Genomic DNA, 20,089 nt, shown 5'->3' with positions numbered 1-20,089 from the left:
TCCCATGACGTTATTCCCGCCACACAACTTGTCCGAGAACTATCGCGAGATCCTGATCGGCCTCGGTGAAAACCCCGACCGCGAAGGACTGCAAGACACCCCGGTTCGCGCCGCCAAGGCGATGCAATACCTGTGTCATGGATACGAGCAAAGTGTCGAAGAAATCGTCAACGGCGCGCTGTTCGCCTCCGACAACGATGAAATGGTGATCGTCGACAACATCGAGCTGTACTCGCTTTGCGAACATCACATGCTGCCCTTCATCGGCAAGGCTCATGTGGCTTATATTCCAACGGGCAAGGTGCTGGGCCTGTCGAAGATTGCGCGGCTTGTGGATATGTTCGCCCGCCGACTGCAAATCCAGGAAAACCTCACCCGGCAAATCGCCGATGCCGTGCAGCAAGTGACCGACGCCGCCGGAGTCGCGGTGGTCATCGAGGCTCAGCACATGTGCATGATGATGCGCGGCGTAGAGAAACAGAATTCGACCATGAACACCTCGGTGATGCTCGGCGCTTTCCGCGAGTCGAGCAACACCCGCCAGGAGTTCCTGCAATTGATTGGACGGAGCAAGTAGCAATGCCACAACTTCAACCAGGAATGGCGCGCATCAGGGTCAAGGACCTGTGTTTGCGAACTTTCATCGGGATCAACGAGGACGAAATCCTCAACAAGCAGGATGTGCTGATCAACCTGACCATTCTGTACGCTGCCCAGGATGCCGTGCGTGACAACGATATCGATCACGCGTTGAATTACCGCACCATCACCAAGGCGATCATCTCCCACGTGGAGGGCAATCGCTTTGCCCTGCTGGAGCGCCTGACCCAGGAGTTGCTGGACTTGATCATGGCCAACCAGTCGGTGCTATACGCCGAAGTCGAAGTCGACAAGCCTCACGCCCTGCGCTTCGCCGAGTCGGTATCGATTACCCTTGCTGCGAGTCGTTAGCTTCTAGCTTCAAGCGCCAAGCTGTAAACTTCGAGCCACCGTAATCCATCTTGCAGCTCGAAGCTTGCCGCTTGCAGCTGTCTCGCAGAGACCTCTCATGAACGATCAACAACGCCTGGAACTTGAAGCCGCCGCCTTTCGCCGGCTGGTTGCCCACCTGGACAGCCGCAAGGATGTGCAGAACATCGACCTGATGAACCTCTCGGGTTTCTGCCGTAATTGCCTCTCCAAGTGGTACAAGGCCGCCGCCGATGAACGCCAGATCGACGTCAGTCTCGACGAAGCCCGCGAAGTGGTTTACGGCATGCCGTACGCCGAGTGGAAAAACCAATACCAGAAAGAAGCCAGCGCCGACCAGCAAGCGGCGTTCGCCAAAGGAAAACCCAATGAGTGATTTGAACACCCTGCGCGCCAGCCTCAAGAGCGGTGAACATGCGTTCGCCGATACTTTGGCGTTCATCGCTGCCGGTTACGACTATCAGCCCCAGGCTTTCAATAATGGCGGTGTGGAAAACGTCGCCGGGCAAAACGAAGGTTCGTGCAAGACTTTGGGTCTGGCATTGCTGGAAGGCTTGAGCGATGAAGAAGCGCTGTTGGCATTCGGTGAGCATTACCGCTCGGTGGTGGCTACGCCTGAAGGCAGCGACCACGGCAATATCCGCGCGTTGATTGCCCATGGTCTGGCGGGTGTGAAGTTCACTCAGCAGCCACTGACTCGCCGGTGAGTCACTGACAATTTGTAGGAGCCGTCTTGCCCCAATTCTGTAGGAGCTGGCTTGCCAGCGAAGGCGTCCTGAAGGGCGGCATGGCTCAAGGGACCCTTCGCTGGCGAGCCAGCTCCTACAGGATTGACTACATCATCAATCCTGATCAAACCATATCCCGACTTTTAAGATTGACCCGGCGACTTTATTTCGTTTGCCGGGCACCTCTGCTCGCGGCTTAGATAAAAGAAGCATCCCTTCTTCAGAGTCAGCCATCCATGCGCAGCGAATCCGTCAGTCAGTCGATCAACATCGTTCACCCCATCACCCTCAGCCACGGCAAAAATGCCGAGGTCTGGGACACCGATGGCAAACGCTACATCGATTTTGTCGGTGGTATCGGCGTACTGAACCTCGGCCATTGTCATCCGCGCATCGTCGAGGCCATCCGCGAACAAGCCACCCGGCTGACCCACTATGCCTTCAATGCGGCGCCCCATGTGCCTTACATTGAACTCATGGATCGCCTCACTACAGTTATTCCGGTGGATTACCCGGTTAGCGGCATGCTCACCAACAGCGGTGCGGAAGCGGCGGAAAACGCCTTGAAGATCGTCCGTGGCGCCACCGGTCGTACCGCGATCATCGCCTTTGACGGCGCCTTCCACGGTCGCACGCTCGCCACCCTTAACCTCAACGGCAAAGTCGCGCCCTACAAACAGAAAGTCGGCGTGCTGCCAGGTCCGGTGTACCACCTGCCCTTCCCCAGCAAAGACAATGACGTGACCTGCGCCGAGGCCCTGAAAGCCATGGAGCGGCTGTTCAGCGTTGAGATCGACGTTGATGACGTGGCCTGTTTTATCGTCGAACCGGTGCAGGGCGAAGCGGGCTTCCTGGCGATGGACGTGGAGTTCGCCCAGGCGCTACGACGCTTCTGTGATGACAAAGGCATCCTGCTGATCGCCGATGAAATCCAGTCCGGCTTCGGCCGTACCGGCCAGCGGTTTGCGTTCTCGCGATTGGGTATCGAGCCAGACCTGATCCTGCTGGGCAAAAGCATTGCCGGCGGCATGCCGCTGGGGGCGGTTGTCGGGCGCAAGTCGCTACTCGACAACTTGCCCAAGGGCGGACTGGGCGGCACCTATTCGGGCAATCCCATTGCCTGTGCCGCCGCGTTGGCGACCCTGGAGGAAATGAGTGATGCACACCTGCACGCCTGGGGCATGCAACAGGAAGAAGCGATTGTCAGCCGCTATGAATCCTGGCGAACCCGCGAATTGTCACCGTATCTGGGCCGCTTGACCGGCGTCGGTGCAATGCGCGGCATCGAGCTGATCAATGCCGACGGCACGCCGGCTTCGGCGCAGCTGACGCAGCTGCTGGCCCTGGCGCGCGATTCGGGCTTGCTGCTGATGCCCAGCGGCAAATCACGTCACATCATTCGGCTGCTGGCGCCGTTGACTACAGAGGCGGCCGTGCTGGAGGAAGGGCTGGATATTCTTGAGGCGTGCCTGGCGAAGCTGTCCTGAGAGCAAAATCATGCAGTCCCTGTAGGAGCGAGCTTGCTCGCGAAGGTGGCGGTACAGTCAACATTGATGTCGCCTGATAGACCACTTTCGCGAGCAAGCTCGCTCCTACAGCATTGGGGCAAGCCTGCACGCACAAAAAAACCGGCCAAGGCCGGTTTTTTCATTTCTACGGAGTCAGAACGAAGCGTTCTGCAGCCCGTCGAGGTAACGCTCGGTGTCGAGTGCCGCCATGCAACCGGCGCCGGCCGAGGTGATGGCCTGACGGTAAACGTGGTCAGCTACGTCACCGGCGGCGAAAATACCTTCGACGCTGGTCGCCGTGGCGTTGCCATCACGGCCGCCCTGCACAACCAGGTAGCCGTCTTTCAACGTCAGCTGACCTTCGAACAACGAAGTGTTCGGGGTGTGGCCGATGGCGATGAACACGCCGTCGACTTTCAGCTCGTCGAAGCTGCCGTCGTTGTTCTTCAGGCGAGCACCGGTCACGCCCATGTTGTCGCCCAACACTTCGTCCAGGGTCGAGTTCAGCTTCAGGATGATCTTGCCTTCGGCAACCCGTGCATTGAGCTTGTCGATCAGGATCTTCTCGGCGCGGAACGTCTCGCGACGGTGAATCAGGGTCACAGTGCTGGCGATGTTGGCCAGGTACAACGCTTCTTCCACGGCAGTATTACCGCCGCCCACCACGGCCACTGGCTTGTTGCGATAGAAGAAACCGTCGCACGTCGCGCAGGCCGAAACGCCTTTGCCCATGAACGTTTCTTCCGACGGCAGGCCCAGATAACGAGCGCTGGCGCCAGTGGCGATGATCAGTGCGTCGCAGGTGTAAGTCGCACTGTCGCCAATCAGGGTGTATGGCTTGGCGGCGAAGTCCACGGCATTGATGTGATCGAACACGATCTCGGTTTCAAAGCGCTCGGCGTGCTCTTTCATCCGCTCCATCAGCGCCGGGCCGGTCAGACCGTGGACGTCACCCGGCCAGTTGTCGACTTCGGTGGTGGTGGTCAGTTGACCGCCAGCCTGCATGCCAGTGATCAACAGTGGCTTGAGGTTGGCACGGGCGGCATAAACCGCGGCGCTGTAACCGGCAGGGCCGGAACCGAGAATAATCACTCGCGAATGACGAACTTCAGACATGACCTGCTCCTGTTGACCGGGCCCGAAACACTGAGCGCGGTACGCCGGATTGCCGGCGGGAATAAAAAGGACCGTTGAAAGCACTTGGGGAAGGCTCGGGCTCGACAGTCCTGTAAAAGAATGGGTGCAGCGTATCGAGGGGGCGAAGATTAAGGAAATACGGTTTAACAATCCAGCTCATAGGCGGTCTCTATTCCATTGCGGTGAATTTATAGACGCCTTTGTTACAGTTAATGTCGATGCCGCTACTGCGCTTTCGCCTGTCAGGCAAAGCCGGTAAGGTCGGCGCGTTTACCCTTTGCCCGGAGCACGCTATGCCCGCCCCCGTTCTGTCTGGCCCGCAATACCTGCGCGAGGGCCTAAAGCTGGTCCTGAGCCCAAGCCTGCGCTTGTTCGTGTTGTTACCGCTGGCGATCAACCTGGTGCTGTTCGTCGGATTGATCTATCTGGCTGGCCATCAGTTCGGCATGTGGGTCGATACGCTGATGCCGTCCCTGCCCGATTGGCTGAGCTTCCTCAGCTACATCCTCTGGCCGATTTTTGTCGTGCTGGTAGTGCTGATGGTGTTCTTCACCTTCACCATGCTCGCCAACGTCATCGCCGCGCCGTTCAATGGCTTCCTCGCGGAAAAAGTCGAAGTGGTGGTGCGCGGCACCGACGACTTCCCCGCCTTCAGCTGGGGCGAACTGATCGCCATGATTCCGCGCACCTTGGCCCGGGAAATGCGCAAACTCGGCTACTTCCTGCCCAGGGCCATCGGGCTGTTCATCCTGTCGTTCATCCCGGTGGTCAATATCATCGCCGCGCCGCTGTGGCTGCTGTTCGGGGTGTGGATGATGGCGATCCAGTACATCGACTACCCGGCGGACAACCATAAACTCGGCTGGAACGAAATGCTCGCCTGGCTGCGGCAGAAACGCTGGCAGAGCCTCGGTTTCGGCGGGAGCGTGTATCTTGTGTTGCTGATTCCGGTGGTCAATATTCTGATGATGCCGGCAGCCGTGGCTGGGGCGACGCTGTTCTGGGTACGTGAGCGTGGCGCGGAAAACCTGGTGGCAGAACGCCGTTAATCGCGTCACAAATCCATCATCCCACCGTCACAATGACGACATGGCCTCAGCCGACACTGAGGTCATGACGACAACTCTGCATATCACCCTGATCACCGAAACCTTCCCACCGGAAATCAACGGCGTGGCCAATACCCTTGGCCGCTTGTTCGACGGTTTGCGCGCGCGCGGGCATCAGGTCGAGTTGGTGCGGCCACGTCAGGATGGCGACCCACTTATGGGCAGCAGCGATGAGTTGCTGCTGTGTCGAGGCTGGCCGCTGCCGGGTTATCCCGGTCTGCAATGGGGTCAGTCGTCGATGCACAAGCTGCTGCGGCGCTGGAAACGCCATCGCCCGGACGTGTTGTACATCGCCACCGAAGGACCGCTGGGGTTGTCAGCGTTGCGCGCGGCACGGCGCTTGGGGATTTCGGTGGTCAGCGGCTTTCACACCAATTTTCAGCAGTATTCCAGCCAATACGGCCTCGGGCTGCTGACGCGCTTGCTGACTCACTACCTGCGCTGGTTTCACAATCGCTCGACCCTGACCCTGGTGCCCAGCGCCAGCCAGCGACTGGAACTGGAACGCCGCAGTTTCGAGCGCCTGGCGCTGCTCTCTCGAGGCGTCGACAGCCAGTTGTTTCATCCGGCCAAACGGCTGAAGCCGCTGCGCGAGCAATGGGGACTGGCCGAGGATGATATTGCCTTCATCCACGTAGGACGCCTGGCCCAGGAGAAGAATCTTGGCTTGCTCAAGCGCAGTTTCGACACGCTGAAAACGAGTTATCCACAACGAAAAATGAAATTGATTGTGGTCGGTGACGGTCCGCAACGATCGATGCTGGAGAAGGAATTGCCCGAGGCGATTTTCTGCGGCGCACAACGCGGAGAAGCCTTGGCCAGTCACTATGCGTCGGGGGATGTGTTTCTGTTTCCAAGCCTGACCGAAACCTTCGGCAACGTGGTGCTTGAGGCATTAGCCTCGGGACTGGGGGTGGTGGCGTACGATCAGGCTGCGGCGGCCCAGCATATTCGCCATGGCTACAACGGCGTACTGGCCATGCCCGGGGATGAAGAGGCGTTCTGCGATGCGGCACGTTGGCTGCTGGAGGAGCGCGAAACCTTGCGCTGCGTGCGCCTTAATGCGCGCCAGCATGCGAGTCGTCAGGGTTGGGCGGCGATTATCAAGCAGTTCGAGGGGCAGTTGCGCGGGGCTTGTTTGCAGGGGCAATCCCTGCCTGATGCAGCATTGCTGCCTTGAAAAGCTTCGCGGGCAGGGTTTGTGTCGTTCGCAATATTGCAAGCGACGCTAACCTGTAATGGTATGTCAGGCGACATAAATTGACCGTACCGCGGTCTTCGCGGGCAAGCCTCGGTCCTACACGGTCGCTTTACTCTTGCTCTTGCCTTGATTCTCATTATCATCTAATAATAAATCTCATTACCGAATGAGCCCGGATCATGAGTTCTGCCTTGCACGAGCAGCCTTACCTCGAAAGCTGGCGCTGGATGAGTCGCCAGATCCGTTGCGCCATGGACCCTGACGAGCCGCGCCTGATTGAGCATTATCTGGCCGAAGGCCGATATCTGGCGTGTTGCACGACCACTTCTCCCTGGACCATCGCCGAAACCTCTTTGCGCTTATTGCTCGACACCGCCGCCGACATCGCGCTGCCCTGGCACTGGCGCAGCCTGTGTCTCGACCAGGCCTGGCGGCCGTTGCGCGATCTCGAACGACAATCACTCTGCGGCTGCCGCCTCAAGCGCTGGCAAAGCTATGCCTGGCAACTGGCGACCTGCGAGTTGCAACCTTCGATTCCTCTCATAGAACTGGTGCAAGGATCTCCTGATGAATAACACACGTATCGAACGCGACAGCATGGGCGAATTACAGGTCCCGATTGATGCTTTGTATGGCGCACAGACCCAGCGCGCGGTGGATAACTTCCCGATCAGCGGCAAACCGATGCCCGTGCAGTTCATCCGCGCGCTGATTCTGGCCAAGGCCGCAGCCGCCCGAGCCAACGTCGAGCTCAAACAAATCAGCGAGTCCCAGGGCAAAGCCATCGTCGACGCGGCTCAAGGCCTGCTCGAAGGTGACTTCATGCAGCACTTCCCGGTGGATATCTTCCAAACCGGTTCCGGCACCAGTTCCAACATGAACGCCAACGAAGTGATCGCCACCTTGGCCAGCCGTTTGCTGGGCAAGCCGGTGAACCCCAACGATCACGTCAATTGCGGGCAAAGCAGCAACGACATCATTCCGACCACCATTCATGTCAGCGCCGCATTGAGCTTGCATGAGCAGTTGTTGCCGGCGCTGGTGCATCTGGTGCAGGTGATCGAACACAAGGCCGAGCAAGTTCATCCGTTCGTCAAAACCGGGCGCACCCATTTGATGGACGCCATGCCCGTGCGCATGAGTCAGGTGCTCAATGGTTGGGCGCAACAACTCAAGGCCAATATTGATCACCTGCAGGATCTGTTGCCAAGCCTGCAATCCCTGGCCCAGGGCGGCACGGCAGTAGGTACTGGAATCAATGCCCATCCGGAGTTTGCGGCGCGTTTCAGCCAGCAACTCAGCCAACTGACTCAGGTGCGGTTCACGCCGGGTAAAGACCTGTTTGCGCTGATCGGCTCGCAGGACACGGCGGTCAGCGTTTCAGGGCAGCTCAAGGCCACGGCGGTGTCCTTGATGAAAATCGCCAATGACCTGCGCTGGATGAATTCCGGCCCGTTGGCCGGGCTCGGTGAAATCGAGCTCGAAGCCTTGCAGCCGGGCTCGTCGATCATGCCCGGCAAAGTCAATCCGGTGATCCCGGAAGCCACCGCGATGGTCGCCGCTCAAGTGATCGGCAATGACACGGTGATCACCGTCGCCGGGCAGTCGGGCAATTTCGAGCTGAACGTCATGCTGCCGATCATTGCCCAGAACCTGCTGAGCAGTATCGAATTGCTGGCCAACGTCAGTCGTCTGCTGGGCGACAAGGCCATCGCCAGCTTCAAGGTCAACGAGGCCCGCCTCAAGGAAGCGCTGTCGCGCAATCCGATTCTGGTCACCGCACTCAACCCGATCATTGGTTACCAAAAAGCCGCTGAAATCGCCAAGAAGGCTTATCAGCAGGGCCGGCCGGTGATCGATGTCGCCCTGGAGCACACCGACCTGACGCGCAGCCAACTGGAAGAATTGCTCAACCCAGAGAAGCTCACCGCAGGCGGCGTGTAAGCACTGCTACCGCTTTGGAGGCTCACCATGGAGCACTGGAAACGCACGATCGAAAGAGCCAACCGCTGTTTCATGCTGGGCGAGCTGATTGATGCCCGCGAGGCTTATTTGCAGGCATTGGCCTTGGCCCAGGTGTTGTTCGAGCGCTGGGCGGATGCCGACGAAGCGGTGGCGGCCTGCGTGATTTCCCACCACAACCTCGCGGACCTGCACTTGCGTCTGAATCAGCCGGAGGAGAGCGCCGAGTACCTGTGTGCGATCCATCAACGACTGTTGCAGACCATGCAGGACCCGCGACTGGCGCCGGCTTTGCGTGAAGCCGCGTTACGCCAGAGCAGCAAAACCTATGTCGAACTGCTGAATTTCATCAGCGATCACGGCGAGTATCCGCGCACCCATCGTTTGTTGCACACCGACACCGCTTCGCCCTCGCATCAGCCTGCGCCCTTACAACATGGAGTTCATTGAAATGGCTTTTACCCTGCCCGCCTTGCCGTACGCCTACGACGCCCTGGAACCGCACATCGATGCGCAGACCATGGAAATCCACTACACCAAACACCACCAGGCTTACATCAACAATCTCAACGCTGCAGTCGAAGGCACTGAGTTTGCTGAATGGCCGGTGGAAAAGCTGGTGGCGGCTGTCCTGCAATTGCCGGAAAAACTCCGCGCGGCGGTGATCAATCAGGGCGGTGGGCATGCCAACCATTCGTTGTTCTGGGAAGTCATGGCGCCCAACGGCGGTGGCCAGCCTGAAGGTGCGCTGGCCAAGGCTATCGATGAGCAACTGGGTGGTCTCGACCACTTCAAGGAGGCCTTCACCAAAGCAGCGTTGACCCGTTTCGGCAGTGGTTGGGCCTGGTTGAGTGTGACGCCGCAAAAGACCTTGATCGTTGAAAACAGCGGCAATCAGGACAGCCCATTGATGAACGGCAATACGCCGATCCTCGGCCTGGACGTCTGGGAACACGCTTATTACCTGCGCTATCAGAACCGCCGTCCGGAATACATCAATGCGTTCTACAACGTGATCAATTGGCCCGAAGTTGCTGCGCGTTATCAGGCAGCGCTGGTTTAAGTCTCTAAAACAATCCAGGGCTGACTATGGGCACTGAAACACTGGCGGTCGGAAGCGGGCGAATGTTTCGTTACGCACTGGGATCGCTGTTACTGCTGGCGGGCATGACGTTATTGGCTGCTCAAGGGCTGAGCTGGCTGGACCTCGAACCGAAACTGCAGCGTGCCCTGCAAGGCGGGGCGATTTGCGCCTTGGGCACGGCTTTGGGCGCGGTGCCGGTGCTGGTGCTGGTGATTCGGCAGATGCCTCAGGTAGTCAGCGACATATTGCTCGGTTTCGGGGCCGGGGTAATGCTCGCGGCGACGGCGTTTTCGCTGATCGTGCCGGGCATTGCCGCAGCCGAAAATCTCGGTCTGACGCCTTGGGCGGCCAGCGGCCTGATCAGCTTCGGCATCATGCTGGGGGCATTCGGGCTGTTTCTGGTGGATCGCAAGGTGTCCGGCGCTACGCCTGAAATGTTCGCGGGGACACTGGAGCGATCGGTGATTGCACCGCGAATCTGGTTGTTTGTGTTTGCCATCATCGCGCATAACATTCCCGAAGGCATGGCGGTCGGCGTCTCGGCCGGTGGTGGCATGCCTGATGCCGACAGCCTGGCCATGGGCATCGCTTTGCAAGATGTGCCGGAAGGGCTGGTGATTGCGTTGGTGTTGGCCGGAGCAGGGATGTCGCGGGTCAAGGCATTCCTGATCGGAGCAACGTCAGGTTTGGTCGAGCCGGTCTTTGCGTTGTTGTGCGCCTGGTTGGTGAGCCTGGCCGAACTGCTGTTACCTTTGGGGCTGGCGCTGGCGGCCGGTGCGATGTTGCTGGTGGTGACTCACGAAGTGATTCCCGAGTCGCGCCGCCGTGGTCACGACAAACTGGCCAGCCTGGGACTGCTGATTGGATTTTGTTTGATGATGGTGATGGATACGGCGTTGGCCTGAAAAAAGATCAAAAGATCGCAGCCTCGTTTCACTCGACAGCTCCTACTGCATGCCGATCCTTGTAGGAGCTGTCGAGTGAAACGAGGCTGCTTTTATTCGCCTTCGTCGAAGAAGTTGTTGATCAACTTCACCAGTGCGTCCAGCGCTTCCTGTTCCTGCTCACCTTCGGTACTCAGGTGGATTTTGGTGCCCTTGCCAGCGGCCAGCATCATCATGGCCATGATGCTTTTGCCGTCCACCACGGATTCTGGCGTACGTCCTACCCTGATCTGGCAGGGATACTGACCCGCCACTCCAACGAATTTTGCCGACGCGCGAGCATGCAGGCCCAGCTTGTTGATGATTTCGATTTCCAGAGCAGGCATCGCGATGTGAATCCTTTAGCTGAGGTCGCGGTGGCGAACCTGGACGTTCTTCAGGGTTTTTTGCAGGACCTGACCCAGACGTTCGGTCAGGTAGACAGAGCGGTGATGCCCGCCGGTGCAGCCAATGGCAATGGTGACATAGGCGCGGTTGCTGGCGGCAAAACGGGGCAACCACTTGAGCAGGTAGGAGGAAATGTCCTGGAACATCTCTTCGACGTCCGGCTGTGCCGCCAGGTACTCGGCCACCGGTTGATCGAGCCCGGATTGTGCCCGCAGCTCCGGTTTCCAGTAAGGGTTGGGCAGGCAGCGCACGTCGAACACCAGATCGGCGTCCACCGGCATCCCACGCTTGAACCCGAAAGATTCCACCAGGAACGCAGTACCGGGCTCCGGCTGATTCAGCAGGCGTAGCTTGATGGTATCGCGTAGCTGATACAGGTTCAGATTGGTGGTATTGACCTTGAGGTCGGCCAGATCGGCAATAGGCCCCAGCAGTTTGGTTTCGTCCTGTATCGCCTCCGCCAGCGAGCGATTGGCGCTGCTCAGCGGGTGACGACGGCGCGTTTCCGAAAAGCGTTTGAGCAAGGTCTCTTCGTCGGCATCCAGGTACAGCACATCGCACTGGATATGTCGGCCGCGGACTTCTTCCAGCAGCTCGGGAAACCGTGACAGGTGGCTCGGCAAATTGCGTGCATCGATGGACACGGCCACCAGCGGTTGTGCCAGTTCGGTGTGAATCAGCGCGCGTTCGGCCAGTTCCGGCAGCAAGCCGGCAGGCAGGTTGTCGATGCAGTAATAGCCGTTGTCCTCGAGCACGTCGAGGGCGGTGCTTTTACCTGAGCCGGAGCGGCCGCTGACGATGATCAGGCGCATGATTAGTGACCGCTCTGCTCGTCCAGGACAACCTGATACAAGGCTTCGTTGCTCGGGGCGCTGCGCAGTTTTTCACGCACATCCTTGCGATCCAGCATGCTGGCGATCTGACGGAGCAATTCCAGGTGTGCATCGGTGGCGGCTTCCGGGACCAGCAGCACGAACAGCAGGTCAACCGGGGCGCCATCAATGGCGTCGAAATCGATAGGGGCTTCCAGGTGCAGCAGCGCACTGATTGGCGAGGTGCAGCCTTTGAGCCGGCAATGGGGGATGGCGATGCCGTTGCCGAAACCGGTAGAACCGAGTTTCTCACGGGCAATCAGAGCCTCGAAGACGTCCTGCATTTCCAGATCCGGCACTTCGCGGTGGATAAGGTTGGCAATTTGCTCGAGGGCTTTCTTTTTACTGCCGCCCGGCGCGTTCACTTGGGAACGGCCGGGGGTCAGGATGGTTTCTAGTCGGATCATGGGTTGGGAGTGTTAACGACCGGTCGCGCCCTGGAGGAGGCTCTGGGTCTTTTCCTTATGCTTTTTGAGTTGGCGATCCAGCTTGTCGGTCAGCAGGTCGATGGCGGCATACATGTCCGTATGCTCGGCATTGGCGACCACTTCTCCGCCGGGAATATGCAGCGTGGCTTCGATCTTCTGCAGCAGCTTCTCGACGTTCATCGTGACTTGCACGTTGGTGATCCTGTCGAAATGCCTCTCCAATCGGTCGAGTTTTTCGCCGATATAGGTGCGCAGGGGTTCGGTCACTTCCAGTTGGTGTCCACTGATGTTGACTTGCATACAGCTTCTCCTTCGTTGCCAGTGCATAAAGCGGCAGGCAGAAATGCCTGCCACTGGAACGCTGTGGCGAGCCCGGCGGCTACATCAACCGCTTCCGTTCGCTGGAAGGCGCGATCCCCAAAGATTCGCGGTACTTGGCGACGGTACGACGGGCTACCTGAATGCCTTGTGCCTCCAGTAAACCAGCGATCTTGCTGTCACTCAACGGCTTTTTCTGATTTTCCGCGGCAACCAGTTTTTTGATGATCGCGCGGATCGCCGTGGACGAGCATTCACCGCCTTCGGAGGTACTGACGTGGCTGGAAAAAAAGTATTTCAGTTCATAGATGCCCCGTGGGGTATGCATGAACTTTTGCGTGGTCACCCGTGAAATCGTCGATTCGTGCATGCCCACCGCTTCGGCGATGTCGTGCAGTACCAGCGGTTTCATGGCTTCGTCGCCGTATTCAAGAAAGCCGCGCTGATGCTCGACAATCTGGGTGGCCACTTTCATCAGGGTTTCGTTGCGGCTTTGCAGGCTCTTGATGAACCAGCGAGCTTCCTGCAGCTGATTGCGCATGAAGGTGTTATCAGCGCTGGTATCGGCACGGCGTACGAAACCGGCGTATTGGGCGTTGACCCGCAGGCGTGGCACCGACTCCTGGTTCAATTCCACCAGCCAGCGCTCGTTGTCCTTGCGCACGATCACGTCGGGAACCACGTATTCGGCTTCGGTAGACTCGATCTGTGAGCCCGGGCGCGGGTTGAGGCTCTGGACCAGTTCGATGACCTGGCGCAGTTCATCTTCCTTGAGCTTCATGCGGCGCATCAGCTGGCTGTAGTCGCGGCTGCCGAGCAGGTCGATGTAGTCGGTGACCAGGCGCTTGGCCTCGGCCAGCCAAGGGGTCTTGGCGGACAGTTGGCGCAGTTGCAGCAGCAGGCATTCCCCGAGGTTACGGGCGCCGATGCCGGCGGGTTCGAATTGCTGGATGCGGTGCAGGACGGCTTCGATTTCGTCCAGTTCGATGTCCAGTTCCGGGTCGAACGCATCGAGGATTTCCTCGAGGGTTTCGTCCAGGTAGCCCTGATTATTGATGCAGTCGATCAGGGTCACAGCGATCAGGCGATCGGTGTCAGACATCGGTGCCAGGTTCAGTTGCCAGAGCAAATGGCTTTGCAGGCTTTCACCGGCCGACGTACGGGTGGTGAAATCCCACTCGTCGTCATCGTTGCTCGGCAGGCTGCTGGCGCTAGTCTGGTAGACGTCTTCCCAGGCCGTATCGACGGGCAATTCGTTGGGAATGCGCTCGTTCCAGTCACCTTCCTCGAGGTTATCCACCGTCGGGGCGGTTTCCTGATAGGAGGGTTCCTGAATGTCGGCGTTGGGTTTTTGGTCGGCGCTATCGGCCAAGGGGTCGGCGTTATCGAAGTCGTCGCCTTCTTCCTGGCGTTCGAGCATCGGATTGGACTCCAGGGCCTCCTGGATTTCCTGTTGCAGGTCCAGGGTCGACAATTGGAGCAGGCGGATGGCCTGTTGCAGCTGCGGTGTCATCGTCAGCTGCTGGCCCATTCTCAAGACTAGCGATGGTTTCATGGCAGGGGCTTAACACCTTAATTCGCCGGCGCACATGCGCCATCCACTACAGGGCGCCGAAGCGCCAAACATAAGCAAATTATATGCCCGAAACTGAAGTGTTTGCCTAGAGCGCTGTAACAATAAAAAGTTATTGATTTTTTATTGAAACAAGCGCTTTGGCACCTGGCCAGGCACCTCAGGCGCTTACAGCCGGAACTCATGGCCCAGATACACTTCCTTGACCAGTTCGTTGGCCAGGATGGTGGCGGAGTCACCTTCGGCGATCAACTGTCCGTCGTTGACGATGTAGGCCGTTTCGCAGATATCCAGGGTCTCGCGGACGTTGTGGTCCGTGATCAGCACGCCAATGCCTTTGGCCTTGAGGTGATGGATGATCTGCTTGATATCGCCCACCGAAATCGGATCTACGCCGGCGAAGGGTTCATCGAGGAGGATGAATTTCGGGTTGGTAGCCAGGGCCCGGGCGATTTCCACACGGCGGCGTTCACCACCGGACAGGCTCATGCCAAGGTTGTCTCGGATGTGGTGGATGTGGAATTCCTGCAGCAGGCTTTCCAGCTCTTGGCGACGACCGGCCTTGTCGAGTTCCTTGCGGGTTTCGAGGATGGCCATGATGTTGTCGGCCACCGACAGTTTGCGGAAGATCGACGCTTCTTGCGGAAGATAGCCGATACCCGCCTTCGCACGACCGTGCATCGGCTGGTGGCTGACGTCCAGGTCATCGATCAGTACGCGGCCCTGATCGGCCTGTACCAAACCGACAATCATGTAGAAACAGGTAGTTTTACCCGCACCGTTAGGGCCAAGCAAGCCGACGATCTGACCGCTGTCGATGGACAGGCTGACGTCGCGCACGACCTGGCGGCTCTTGTAGCTCTTGGCCAGATGCTGAGCTTTCAGAGTTGCCATTACTGGGCCTTTTGCTCGTCGGTTTTCTTCTTCGGCTGGATCACCATGTCGATGCGAGGACGCGCCTCGGTGACCTTGTTACCCGTGGCGCGACCGGCGCTCGCAAGCTTTTTGACCGTGTCGTAGACGATTTTCTCGCCTTGGGTGACGTTGTTGTCTTTGTCGATGACTTTGGCGCGATCGATCAGAACGACACGGTTTTGCGAGGCGTGGTACTGGATAGTGACGCCATAGCCCTGAACCGGCTTGGTATCGCCTGCCGTTTGCAGTTGCTCGAAATAGGCAAGGTTGCCCACCGAAGTCACCACGTCGATGTCGCCGGCCGGAGTGCGGGTGATGGTCACGGTGTTGCCGGTGACCTTCATCGAGCCCTGGGTGATGATCACGTCACCTTTATAAGTGGCCACGCCATTCTTGTCGTCCAGTTGGGCATCGTCGGCCTGGATGCGGATAGGCTGCTCTTGATCATTCGGCAGAGCCCAGGCGCTCACGCTTCCCAGTGCTGCGCCCAGACTGAGCAAAATAGGGAGAGTTTTAACGAGCCTCATACTGTCCTCTTACGTTCGATAGCAGGTGTATCCTGCTTTCTTTCAAGTACGCTTTCATTCCGTTGCCAGTCGATACACCGCCAGCGCCGTCGATTCTAACGGGTTGATCGGTCTGCGCATATTGCTGCTGCGGGAACACGGTCATGCGAGTGGTGGTAATCAGGGTCTTGCGGTTTTTCTCATCGAAACGCGTGATTCGTACCGAATCGATCAGTTCGACCTGAGTGCCGTCCGGATTGACTTCGCCGCGCTCGCTCTGGACGTGCCAGGGGAATTCGGTGCCACGGAACATGTTCAGGTCAGGATTGGTCAGCAATGTCACTTCGGTCGCTTTCAGGTGTTCGACCTTGTCCGACGTCATCTCGTATTGCAGTTTGCCGTCGGGCAGGTATTGCACGCTGTGGGCGTTGACGGCGTAATAGTCGATCGCGCTTTCATCGACCTTCACCACCGGCTTGTCGAGGAAGCGTTCCGGGCTGATGTTCCAATAGCCGACCGCTGCAAAAATCGCCGCGATGCAACCGAACACCAGGATATTGCGAATCTTTTTGCTCAGCATGATGGGCTCACAGGTACGCGGCATTGGCCGCATCGAGGCGGCCCTGGGCGCGCAGGATCAACTCGCAGAATTCGCGAGCGGCACCCTCGCCACCGCGGGCCTGGGTGATGCCATGGGCGTGTTCGCGCACGAAACTGGCGGCGCTGGCTACCGCCATGCCAAGGCCGACGCGGCGAATCACCGGCAGGTCTGGCAAGTCGTCGCCGAGGTAAGCCACTTGTTCATAACTCAGGTTGAGTTGGGCAAGAAGCCCGTCTAGGACTACCAGTTTGTCTTCTCGGCCCTGGAACAGATGTGGAATGCCGAGGTTCTTCGCGCGCCGTTCGACCACCGGCGTTTTGCGGCCGCTGATGATCGCGGTTTGCACACCGGCAGCCATCAACATCTTGATGCCCTGGCCATCGAGGGTGTTGAACGTCTTGAATTCGCTACCGTCTTCGAGGAAGTACAAGCGCCCGTCGGTCAGTACGCCGTCGACGTCGAATACCGCCAGTTTGATCTGTTTGCCACGTTGCAGCAGGTCCGTGCTCATTTAGATTACTCCCGCACGCAGCAAGTCGTGCATATTCAAGGCGCCGACCGGGCGGTCTTCGCTGTCGACCACTACCAGTGCATTGATCTTGTGGTCTTCCATGATTTTGAGCGCCTCGGCGGCGAGCATCTCGGCGCGGGCGGTCTTGCCATGGGCGGTCATCACTTCGTCAATGGTCGTGCTGTGAATATCAATGGTGCGGTCCAGAGTGCGTCGCAAGTCGCCGTCGGTGAAGATCCCGGCGAGTTTCCCATCTGCGCTCAGCACGACGGTCATGCCCAACCCCTTGCGGGTCATTTCCATCAAGGCATCCTTGAGCAGCGTGCCGCACGTTACTTGCGGCAATTCGGTGCCGGCATGCATGACGTTTTCCACTTTCAGTAGCAAGCGGCGGCCAAGGGCACCCCCGGGGTGGGAAAAAGCGAAATCTTCAGCGGTAAAGCCACGCGCTTCAAGCAAGGCAACGGCGAGAGCGTCACCCATGACCAGCGCAGCGGTGGTCGACGAAGTAGGTGCCAGATTCAGCGGGCAGGCTTCGTGTTCGACGCTTACATTGAGGTTGACTTCCGCAGCCTTGGCCAGCGGCGACTCGGGGTTGCCGGTCAGGCTGATCATTTGAATGCCCTGGCGCTTTATCAGCGGTAGCAAGGTGACGATTTCGTTGGTGGACCCGGAGTTCGAGAGCGCCAGAATGATGTCATCACGGGTGATCATGCCCATGTCGCCATGGCTGGCCTCGGCCGGGTGCACGAAAAAAGCCGTGGTGCCGGTGCTGGCCAGGGTGGCGGCAATCTTGCTGCCGATATGCCCCGATTTGCCCATGCCGACCACGACCACGCGGCCTTTGCTGGCCAGAATCATCTCGCAAGCACGTACGAAATCTGCATCGATATGGGGCAGCAAGCCTTGTACGGCTTCCAGTTCGAGGCGGATGGTACGTTGTGCTGATTGAATCAGGTCGCTGGATTGGTTCATGTCGGAAATCGAATAGCCTGATGAAAAGGCGGCGATTATAACGGTAATGATCAAAACCCTCACGCAAGTTCGTCGCGGTTTGTCATTCCTTGTTACTGAATCTCTCTAAATAGATGATTTGCGGCGGTCCTGTTGCTGAACATGCCCGGCTTGGGCCTTGGGCGCTTGAGCGTTGCAGTGATATAGTTCGCCGCCAGTTCGGCCTGCCCGGGGAGGTATGTGCTTTCGCCAGAAAGCCAGGCGTCCGAGTGAGAGGCTGCATCGCAAGGAGTTTAGATGAGCGCCGATAACGCCTACGCGGTCGAGCTGAAGGGACTGACCTTCAAGCGCGGTACGCGCAGCATTTTCAATAACGTCGATATTCGCATCCCGCGCGGCAAGGTCACCGGCATCATGGGGCCTTCCGGGTGTGGCAAGACCACGCTGTTGCGGCTGATAGGCGCACAATTGCGCCCCACCAGCGGCGAAGTCTGGGTCAACGGCCAGAACCTGCCAACGTTGTCGCGCAGCGATCTGTTCGATGCGCGCAAGCACATGGGCGTGTTGTTTCAGAGCGGCGCGCTGTTTACCGATCTTGATGTGTTCGAGAACGTTGCCTTTCCGCTGCGTGTCCATACCGGGCTGCCGGAAGAAATGATCCGCGACATTGTCCTGCTCAAGTTGCAGGCTGTGGGCCTGCGTGGTGCCATCGACCTGATGCCTGACGAATTGTCCGGCGGCATGAAGCGTCGTGTCGCGCTGGCCCGGGCAATTGCGCTCGATCCGCGAATCCTCATGTATGACGAGCCCTTTGTCGGGCAGGATCCGATCGCCATGGGCGTGCTGGTACGCCTGATCCGCCTGCTCAACGATGCGCTGGGCATCACCAGCATCGTGGTTTCCCACGATCTGGCCGAGACCGCGAGCATCGCCGACCACCTCATTGTTGTAGGTGACGGGCAAGTGTTGGGCCAGGGCGCGCCCAAGGATTTGATGAAATCGGACGAGCCACGTATTCGTCAATTCCTGACGGGCGAACCCGATGGTCCGGTCGCCTATCATTTTCCAGCGACGGATTACCGCGCAGATCTTCTGGGGAAGCGCTGATGCGCAAGATTTCACTGATAGAAAGAGTGCGCCGCTTCGGCTACGCCGGCATCGATGTGCTGGCGGTATTCGGGCGTTCGGCGTTGTTCCTGTTTCATGCCTTGCTCGGTCGTGGCGGCATCGGCGGCGGTTTTGGCTTGCTGGTCAAGCAACTGCATTCGGTGGGCGTGATGTCCCTGGTGATCATTGTCGTCTCCGGGATATTCATCGGCATGGTGCTGGCGCTGCAGGGCTTCAACATTCTGTCCAGCTACGGTTCGGAGCAGGCCGTCGGGCAGATGGTTGCGCTGACGCTGTTGCGTGAACTGGGCCCGGTGGTCACGGCCTTGCTGTTCGCCGGGCGCGCAGGTTCCGCCCTGACCGCCGAAATCGGCAACATGAAATCCACCGAGCAATTGTCCAGTCTGGAGATGATCGGGGTCGACCCGCTCAAGTACATCATTGCCCCGCGCCTGTGGGCCGGCTTCATTTCCCTTCCTGTGCTGGCGATGATCTTCAGTGTGGTGGGTATCTGGGGCGGTTCGTGGGTGGCCGTCGACTGGCTGGGTGTCTATGAAGGCTCCTACTGGTCGAACATGCAAAACAGCGTGACGTTTGTCGATGATGTGCTCAATGGCATTATCAAAAGCATGGTTTTTGCCTTTGTCGTGACCTGGATCGCCGTATTCCAAGGCTATGACTGCGACCCCACTTCCGAGGGGATCAGTCGTGCCACTACCAAGACCGTGGTGTACGCCTCTTTGGCTGTACTCGGCCTGGACTTTATTCTGACCGCCTTGATGTTTGGAGATTTCTGATGCAAAACCGCACCCTGGAAATCGGTGTCGGCCTTTTCTTGCTGGCTGGCATCCTGGCTTTGCTGTTGCTTGCGTTGCGGGTCAGTGGCCTGTCCCCGAGCGCCACCACCGATACTTATAAACTTTATGCGTATTTCGACAATATCGCCGGTTTGACGGTCAGAGCTAAAGTGACCATGGCCGGTGTGACCATCGGCAAGGTCACAGCGATCGATCTGGACCGCGACAGCTTCACCGGCCGGGTGACCATGCAACTGGAAAAGCGCGTGGATAACCTGCCGACTGATTCCACTGCATCTATCCTGACCGCTGGCCTGTTGGGCGAGAAGTACATCGGTGTGAGCGTCGGTGGGGAAGAAACCCTGCTCAAGGAGGGTGGAACCATCCACGACACGCAGTCGTCGCTGGTGCTCGAGGACCTGATCGGTAAATTCCTGCTCAATACCGTTAGTAAAGACGCCAAATGAGGAGCTTTTGA

26 protein-coding genes are annotated in these 20,089 nt (G+C 58.5%); 15 read left to right on the top strand and 11 right to left on the bottom strand.

Annotation, left to right across the window (positions count from 1 at the left end; genetic code table 11):
- The first annotated feature begins 4 nt into the window (after positions 1-4).
- From folE to MEB48_RS13885, 5 genes are all read left to right on the top strand, one after another.
- Positions 5-577: a GTP cyclohydrolase I FolE gene (gene folE, locus MEB48_RS13905; protein WP_237884762.1), complete on the top strand. Its 573-nt coding sequence runs from the start codon at positions 5-7 to the stop codon at positions 575-577.
- Positions 578-579: 2 nt separating this feature from the next.
- On the top strand, positions 580-951 hold the full coding sequence (folX, locus tag MEB48_RS13900; protein ID WP_237884761.1) for a dihydroneopterin triphosphate 2'-epimerase: 372 nt from the start codon (positions 580-582) through the stop codon (positions 949-951).
- Positions 952-1,048: 97 nt separating this feature from the next.
- Positions 1,049-1,345: a DUF1244 domain-containing protein gene (locus MEB48_RS13895; RefSeq protein WP_237884760.1), complete on the top strand. Its 297-nt coding sequence runs from the start codon at positions 1,049-1,051 to the stop codon at positions 1,343-1,345.
- Entirely contained in the window at positions 1,338-1,676 is a 339-nt protein-coding gene (locus tag MEB48_RS13890; RefSeq protein ID WP_237884759.1) for a HopJ type III effector protein, read from the top strand. The genes MEB48_RS13895 and MEB48_RS13890 overlap by 8 nt, the downstream gene beginning before the upstream one ends.
- A gap of 257 nt (positions 1,677-1,933) precedes the next feature.
- Positions 1,934-3,184, top strand: coding sequence for a 2-aminoadipate transaminase (locus MEB48_RS13885; protein WP_237884758.1), 1,251 nt, complete (start codon positions 1,934-1,936; stop codon positions 3,182-3,184).
- Between the two features lie 174 nt (positions 3,185-3,358).
- Here MEB48_RS13885 and trxB read toward each other — a convergent pair whose 3' ends face one another.
- Positions 3,359-4,321: a thioredoxin-disulfide reductase gene (gene trxB / locus MEB48_RS13880; protein WP_095055091.1), complete on the bottom strand. Its 963-nt coding sequence runs from the start codon at positions 4,319-4,321 to the stop codon at positions 3,359-3,361.
- A 314-nt stretch (positions 4,322-4,635) separates the two neighbouring features.
- On the opposite strand from trxB, the gene cysZ reads away from it, so the two are divergent.
- From cysZ to MEB48_RS13845, 7 genes are all read left to right on the top strand, one after another.
- On the top strand, positions 4,636-5,391 hold the full coding sequence (gene cysZ / locus MEB48_RS13875; RefSeq protein ID WP_237884757.1) for a sulfate transporter CysZ: 756 nt from the start codon (positions 4,636-4,638) through the stop codon (positions 5,389-5,391).
- A 40-nt stretch (positions 5,392-5,431) separates the two neighbouring features.
- On the top strand, positions 5,432-6,631 hold the full coding sequence (locus MEB48_RS13870) for a glycosyltransferase family 4 protein (RefSeq protein WP_237884756.1): 1,200 nt from the start codon (positions 5,432-5,434) through the stop codon (positions 6,629-6,631).
- A 200-nt stretch (positions 6,632-6,831) separates the two neighbouring features.
- A complete protein-coding gene (locus MEB48_RS13865; RefSeq protein ID WP_237884755.1) occupies positions 6,832-7,227 on the top strand; it encodes a FagA protein in 396 nt (131 codons plus the stop codon).
- Positions 7,220-8,596 carry a class II fumarate hydratase gene (locus MEB48_RS13860; RefSeq protein WP_237884754.1) on the top strand — a complete coding sequence of 459 codons (1,377 nt, stop codon included), beginning with the start codon at positions 7,220-7,222 and terminating at the stop codon, positions 8,594-8,596. The genes MEB48_RS13865 and MEB48_RS13860 overlap by 8 nt, the downstream gene beginning before the upstream one ends.
- 27 nt (positions 8,597-8,623) lie before the next feature.
- Positions 8,624-9,064: a hypothetical protein gene (locus tag MEB48_RS13855; RefSeq protein ID WP_237884753.1), complete on the top strand. Its 441-nt coding sequence runs from the start codon at positions 8,624-8,626 to the stop codon at positions 9,062-9,064.
- A 1-nt stretch (position 9,065) separates the two neighbouring features.
- Positions 9,066-9,677 (top strand): superoxide dismutase, encoded by a 612-nt coding sequence (locus tag MEB48_RS13850; RefSeq protein WP_237884752.1) that lies wholly within the window; start codon positions 9,066-9,068, stop codon positions 9,675-9,677.
- 26 nt (positions 9,678-9,703) lie between these two features.
- Positions 9,704-10,603, top strand: a complete 900-nt coding sequence (locus MEB48_RS13845; RefSeq protein WP_237884751.1) for a ZIP family metal transporter — start codon at positions 9,704-9,706, stop codon at positions 10,601-10,603.
- Positions 10,604-10,695: 92 nt separating this feature from the next.
- On the opposite strand, the gene MEB48_RS13840 is transcribed toward MEB48_RS13845, so the two are convergent.
- The 10 genes from MEB48_RS13840 to MEB48_RS13795 form a co-directional block, all read right to left on the bottom strand.
- Positions 10,696-10,968, bottom strand: coding sequence for an HPr family phosphocarrier protein (locus tag MEB48_RS13840; protein WP_237884750.1), 273 nt, complete (start codon positions 10,966-10,968; stop codon positions 10,696-10,698).
- A gap of 15 nt (positions 10,969-10,983) precedes the next feature.
- The gene (rapZ, locus tag MEB48_RS13835) at positions 10,984-11,841 is read right to left on the bottom strand and encodes an RNase adapter RapZ (protein ID WP_237884749.1); all 858 of its coding nucleotides are present in this window, start codon (positions 11,839-11,841) and stop codon (positions 10,984-10,986) included.
- A gap of 2 nt (positions 11,842-11,843) precedes the next feature.
- A complete protein-coding gene (gene ptsN, locus MEB48_RS13830) occupies positions 11,844-12,308 on the bottom strand; it encodes a PTS IIA-like nitrogen regulatory protein PtsN (protein ID WP_237884748.1) in 465 nt (154 codons plus the stop codon).
- A 12-nt stretch (positions 12,309-12,320) separates the two neighbouring features.
- The gene (gene hpf, locus MEB48_RS13825; RefSeq protein WP_095055115.1) at positions 12,321-12,629 is read right to left on the bottom strand and encodes a ribosome hibernation-promoting factor, HPF/YfiA family; all 309 of its coding nucleotides are present in this window, start codon (positions 12,627-12,629) and stop codon (positions 12,321-12,323) included.
- A 79-nt stretch (positions 12,630-12,708) separates the two neighbouring features.
- Positions 12,709-14,202 carry an RNA polymerase factor sigma-54 gene (locus MEB48_RS13820; RefSeq protein WP_237884747.1) on the bottom strand — a complete coding sequence of 498 codons (1,494 nt, stop codon included), beginning with the start codon at positions 14,200-14,202 and terminating at the stop codon, positions 12,709-12,711.
- Positions 14,203-14,388: 186 nt separating this feature from the next.
- Positions 14,389-15,114, bottom strand: coding sequence for an LPS export ABC transporter ATP-binding protein (gene lptB / locus MEB48_RS13815; RefSeq protein ID WP_030128011.1), 726 nt, complete (start codon positions 15,112-15,114; stop codon positions 14,389-14,391).
- The gene (gene lptA, locus MEB48_RS13810) at positions 15,114-15,662 is read right to left on the bottom strand and encodes a lipopolysaccharide transport periplasmic protein LptA (protein WP_030128010.1); all 549 of its coding nucleotides are present in this window, start codon (positions 15,660-15,662) and stop codon (positions 15,114-15,116) included. Before lptA ends, lptB begins: the two co-directional genes overlap by 1 nt.
- Complete coding sequence (gene lptC / locus MEB48_RS13805) at positions 15,649-16,221, bottom strand: LPS export ABC transporter periplasmic protein LptC (RefSeq protein WP_095055185.1); 573 nt, start codon at positions 16,219-16,221, stop codon at positions 15,649-15,651. The genes lptA and lptC overlap by 14 nt, the downstream gene beginning before the upstream one ends.
- 7 nt (positions 16,222-16,228) lie before the next feature.
- Positions 16,229-16,753, bottom strand: a complete 525-nt coding sequence (locus tag MEB48_RS13800) for a KdsC family phosphatase (RefSeq protein WP_030128008.1) — start codon at positions 16,751-16,753, stop codon at positions 16,229-16,231.
- Entirely contained in the window at positions 16,754-17,728 is a 975-nt protein-coding gene (locus MEB48_RS13795) for a KpsF/GutQ family sugar-phosphate isomerase (RefSeq protein ID WP_237884746.1), read from the bottom strand.
- A 276-nt stretch (positions 17,729-18,004) separates the two neighbouring features.
- Between MEB48_RS13795 and MEB48_RS13790 the strand changes: the two genes are divergently transcribed.
- From MEB48_RS13790 to mlaD, 3 genes are read left to right on the top strand one after another with little or no spacing between them, the layout of a single operon-like run.
- Entirely contained in the window at positions 18,005-18,814 is an 810-nt protein-coding gene (locus MEB48_RS13790) for an ATP-binding cassette domain-containing protein (protein WP_095055110.1), read from the top strand.
- Positions 18,814-19,611, top strand: coding sequence for a lipid asymmetry maintenance ABC transporter permease subunit MlaE (mlaE, locus tag MEB48_RS13785; protein ID WP_237884745.1), 798 nt, complete (start codon positions 18,814-18,816; stop codon positions 19,609-19,611). Before MEB48_RS13790 ends, mlaE begins: the two co-directional genes overlap by 1 nt.
- The gene (mlaD, locus tag MEB48_RS13780; protein WP_095055108.1) at positions 19,611-20,078 is read left to right on the top strand and encodes an outer membrane lipid asymmetry maintenance protein MlaD; all 468 of its coding nucleotides are present in this window, start codon (positions 19,611-19,613) and stop codon (positions 20,076-20,078) included. Before mlaE ends, mlaD begins: the two co-directional genes overlap by 1 nt.
- Positions 20,079-20,089 lie beyond the last annotated feature (11 nt).

The sequence above is a fragment of the Pseudomonas sp. PGPR40 genome, assembly GCF_022014505.1.
GTDB lineage: Bacteria > Pseudomonadota > Gammaproteobacteria > Pseudomonadales > Pseudomonadaceae > Aquipseudomonas.
Note: the sequence above shows the minus strand (reverse complement) of the source record. Positions and strands in the feature narration are given on the sequence as shown.

Coding starts and splice junctions, on each gene's coding strand:
- folE (WP_237884762.1), top strand. CDS start 5: ATGACGTTATTCCCGCCACACAACTTGTCCGAGAACTATCGCGAGATC.
- folX (WP_237884761.1), top strand. CDS start 580: ATGCCACAACTTCAACCAGGAATGGCGCGCATCAGGGTCAAGGACCTG.
- MEB48_RS13895 (WP_237884760.1), top strand. CDS start 1,049: ATGAACGATCAACAACGCCTGGAACTTGAAGCCGCCGCCTTTCGCCGG.
- MEB48_RS13890 (WP_237884759.1), top strand. CDS start 1,338: ATGAGTGATTTGAACACCCTGCGCGCCAGCCTCAAGAGCGGTGAACAT.
- MEB48_RS13885 (WP_237884758.1), top strand. CDS start 1,934: ATGCGCAGCGAATCCGTCAGTCAGTCGATCAACATCGTTCACCCCATC.
- trxB (WP_095055091.1), bottom strand. CDS start 4,321: ATGTCTGAAGTTCGTCATTCGCGAGTGATTATTCTCGGTTCCGGCCCT.
- cysZ (WP_237884757.1), top strand. CDS start 4,636: ATGCCCGCCCCCGTTCTGTCTGGCCCGCAATACCTGCGCGAGGGCCTA.
- MEB48_RS13870 (WP_237884756.1), top strand. CDS start 5,432: ATGGCCTCAGCCGACACTGAGGTCATGACGACAACTCTGCATATCACC.
- MEB48_RS13865 (WP_237884755.1), top strand. CDS start 6,832: ATGAGTTCTGCCTTGCACGAGCAGCCTTACCTCGAAAGCTGGCGCTGG.
- MEB48_RS13860 (WP_237884754.1), top strand. CDS start 7,220: ATGAATAACACACGTATCGAACGCGACAGCATGGGCGAATTACAGGTC.
- MEB48_RS13855 (WP_237884753.1), top strand. CDS start 8,624: ATGGAGCACTGGAAACGCACGATCGAAAGAGCCAACCGCTGTTTCATG.
- MEB48_RS13850 (WP_237884752.1), top strand. CDS start 9,066: ATGGCTTTTACCCTGCCCGCCTTGCCGTACGCCTACGACGCCCTGGAA.
- MEB48_RS13845 (WP_237884751.1), top strand. CDS start 9,704: ATGGGCACTGAAACACTGGCGGTCGGAAGCGGGCGAATGTTTCGTTAC.
- MEB48_RS13840 (WP_237884750.1), bottom strand. CDS start 10,968: ATGCCTGCTCTGGAAATCGAAATCATCAACAAGCTGGGCCTGCATGCT.
- rapZ (WP_237884749.1), bottom strand. CDS start 11,841: ATGCGCCTGATCATCGTCAGCGGCCGCTCCGGCTCAGGTAAAAGCACC.
- ptsN (WP_237884748.1), bottom strand. CDS start 12,308: ATGATCCGACTAGAAACCATCCTGACCCCCGGCCGTTCCCAAGTGAAC.
- hpf (WP_095055115.1), bottom strand. CDS start 12,629: ATGCAAGTCAACATCAGTGGACACCAACTGGAAGTGACCGAACCCCTG.
- MEB48_RS13820 (WP_237884747.1), bottom strand. CDS start 14,202: ATGAAACCATCGCTAGTCTTGAGAATGGGCCAGCAGCTGACGATGACA.
- lptB (WP_030128011.1), bottom strand. CDS start 15,114: ATGGCAACTCTGAAAGCTCAGCATCTGGCCAAGAGCTACAAGAGCCGC.
- lptA (WP_030128010.1), bottom strand. CDS start 15,662: ATGAGGCTCGTTAAAACTCTCCCTATTTTGCTCAGTCTGGGCGCAGCA.
- lptC (WP_095055185.1), bottom strand. CDS start 16,221: ATGCTGAGCAAAAAGATTCGCAATATCCTGGTGTTCGGTTGCATCGCG.
- MEB48_RS13800 (WP_030128008.1), bottom strand. CDS start 16,753: ATGAGCACGGACCTGCTGCAACGTGGCAAACAGATCAAACTGGCGGTA.
- MEB48_RS13795 (WP_237884746.1), bottom strand. CDS start 17,728: ATGAACCAATCCAGCGACCTGATTCAATCAGCACAACGTACCATCCGC.
- MEB48_RS13790 (WP_095055110.1), top strand. CDS start 18,005: ATGAGCGCCGATAACGCCTACGCGGTCGAGCTGAAGGGACTGACCTTC.
- mlaE (WP_237884745.1), top strand. CDS start 18,814: ATGCGCAAGATTTCACTGATAGAAAGAGTGCGCCGCTTCGGCTACGCC.
- mlaD (WP_095055108.1), top strand. CDS start 19,611: ATGCAAAACCGCACCCTGGAAATCGGTGTCGGCCTTTTCTTGCTGGCT.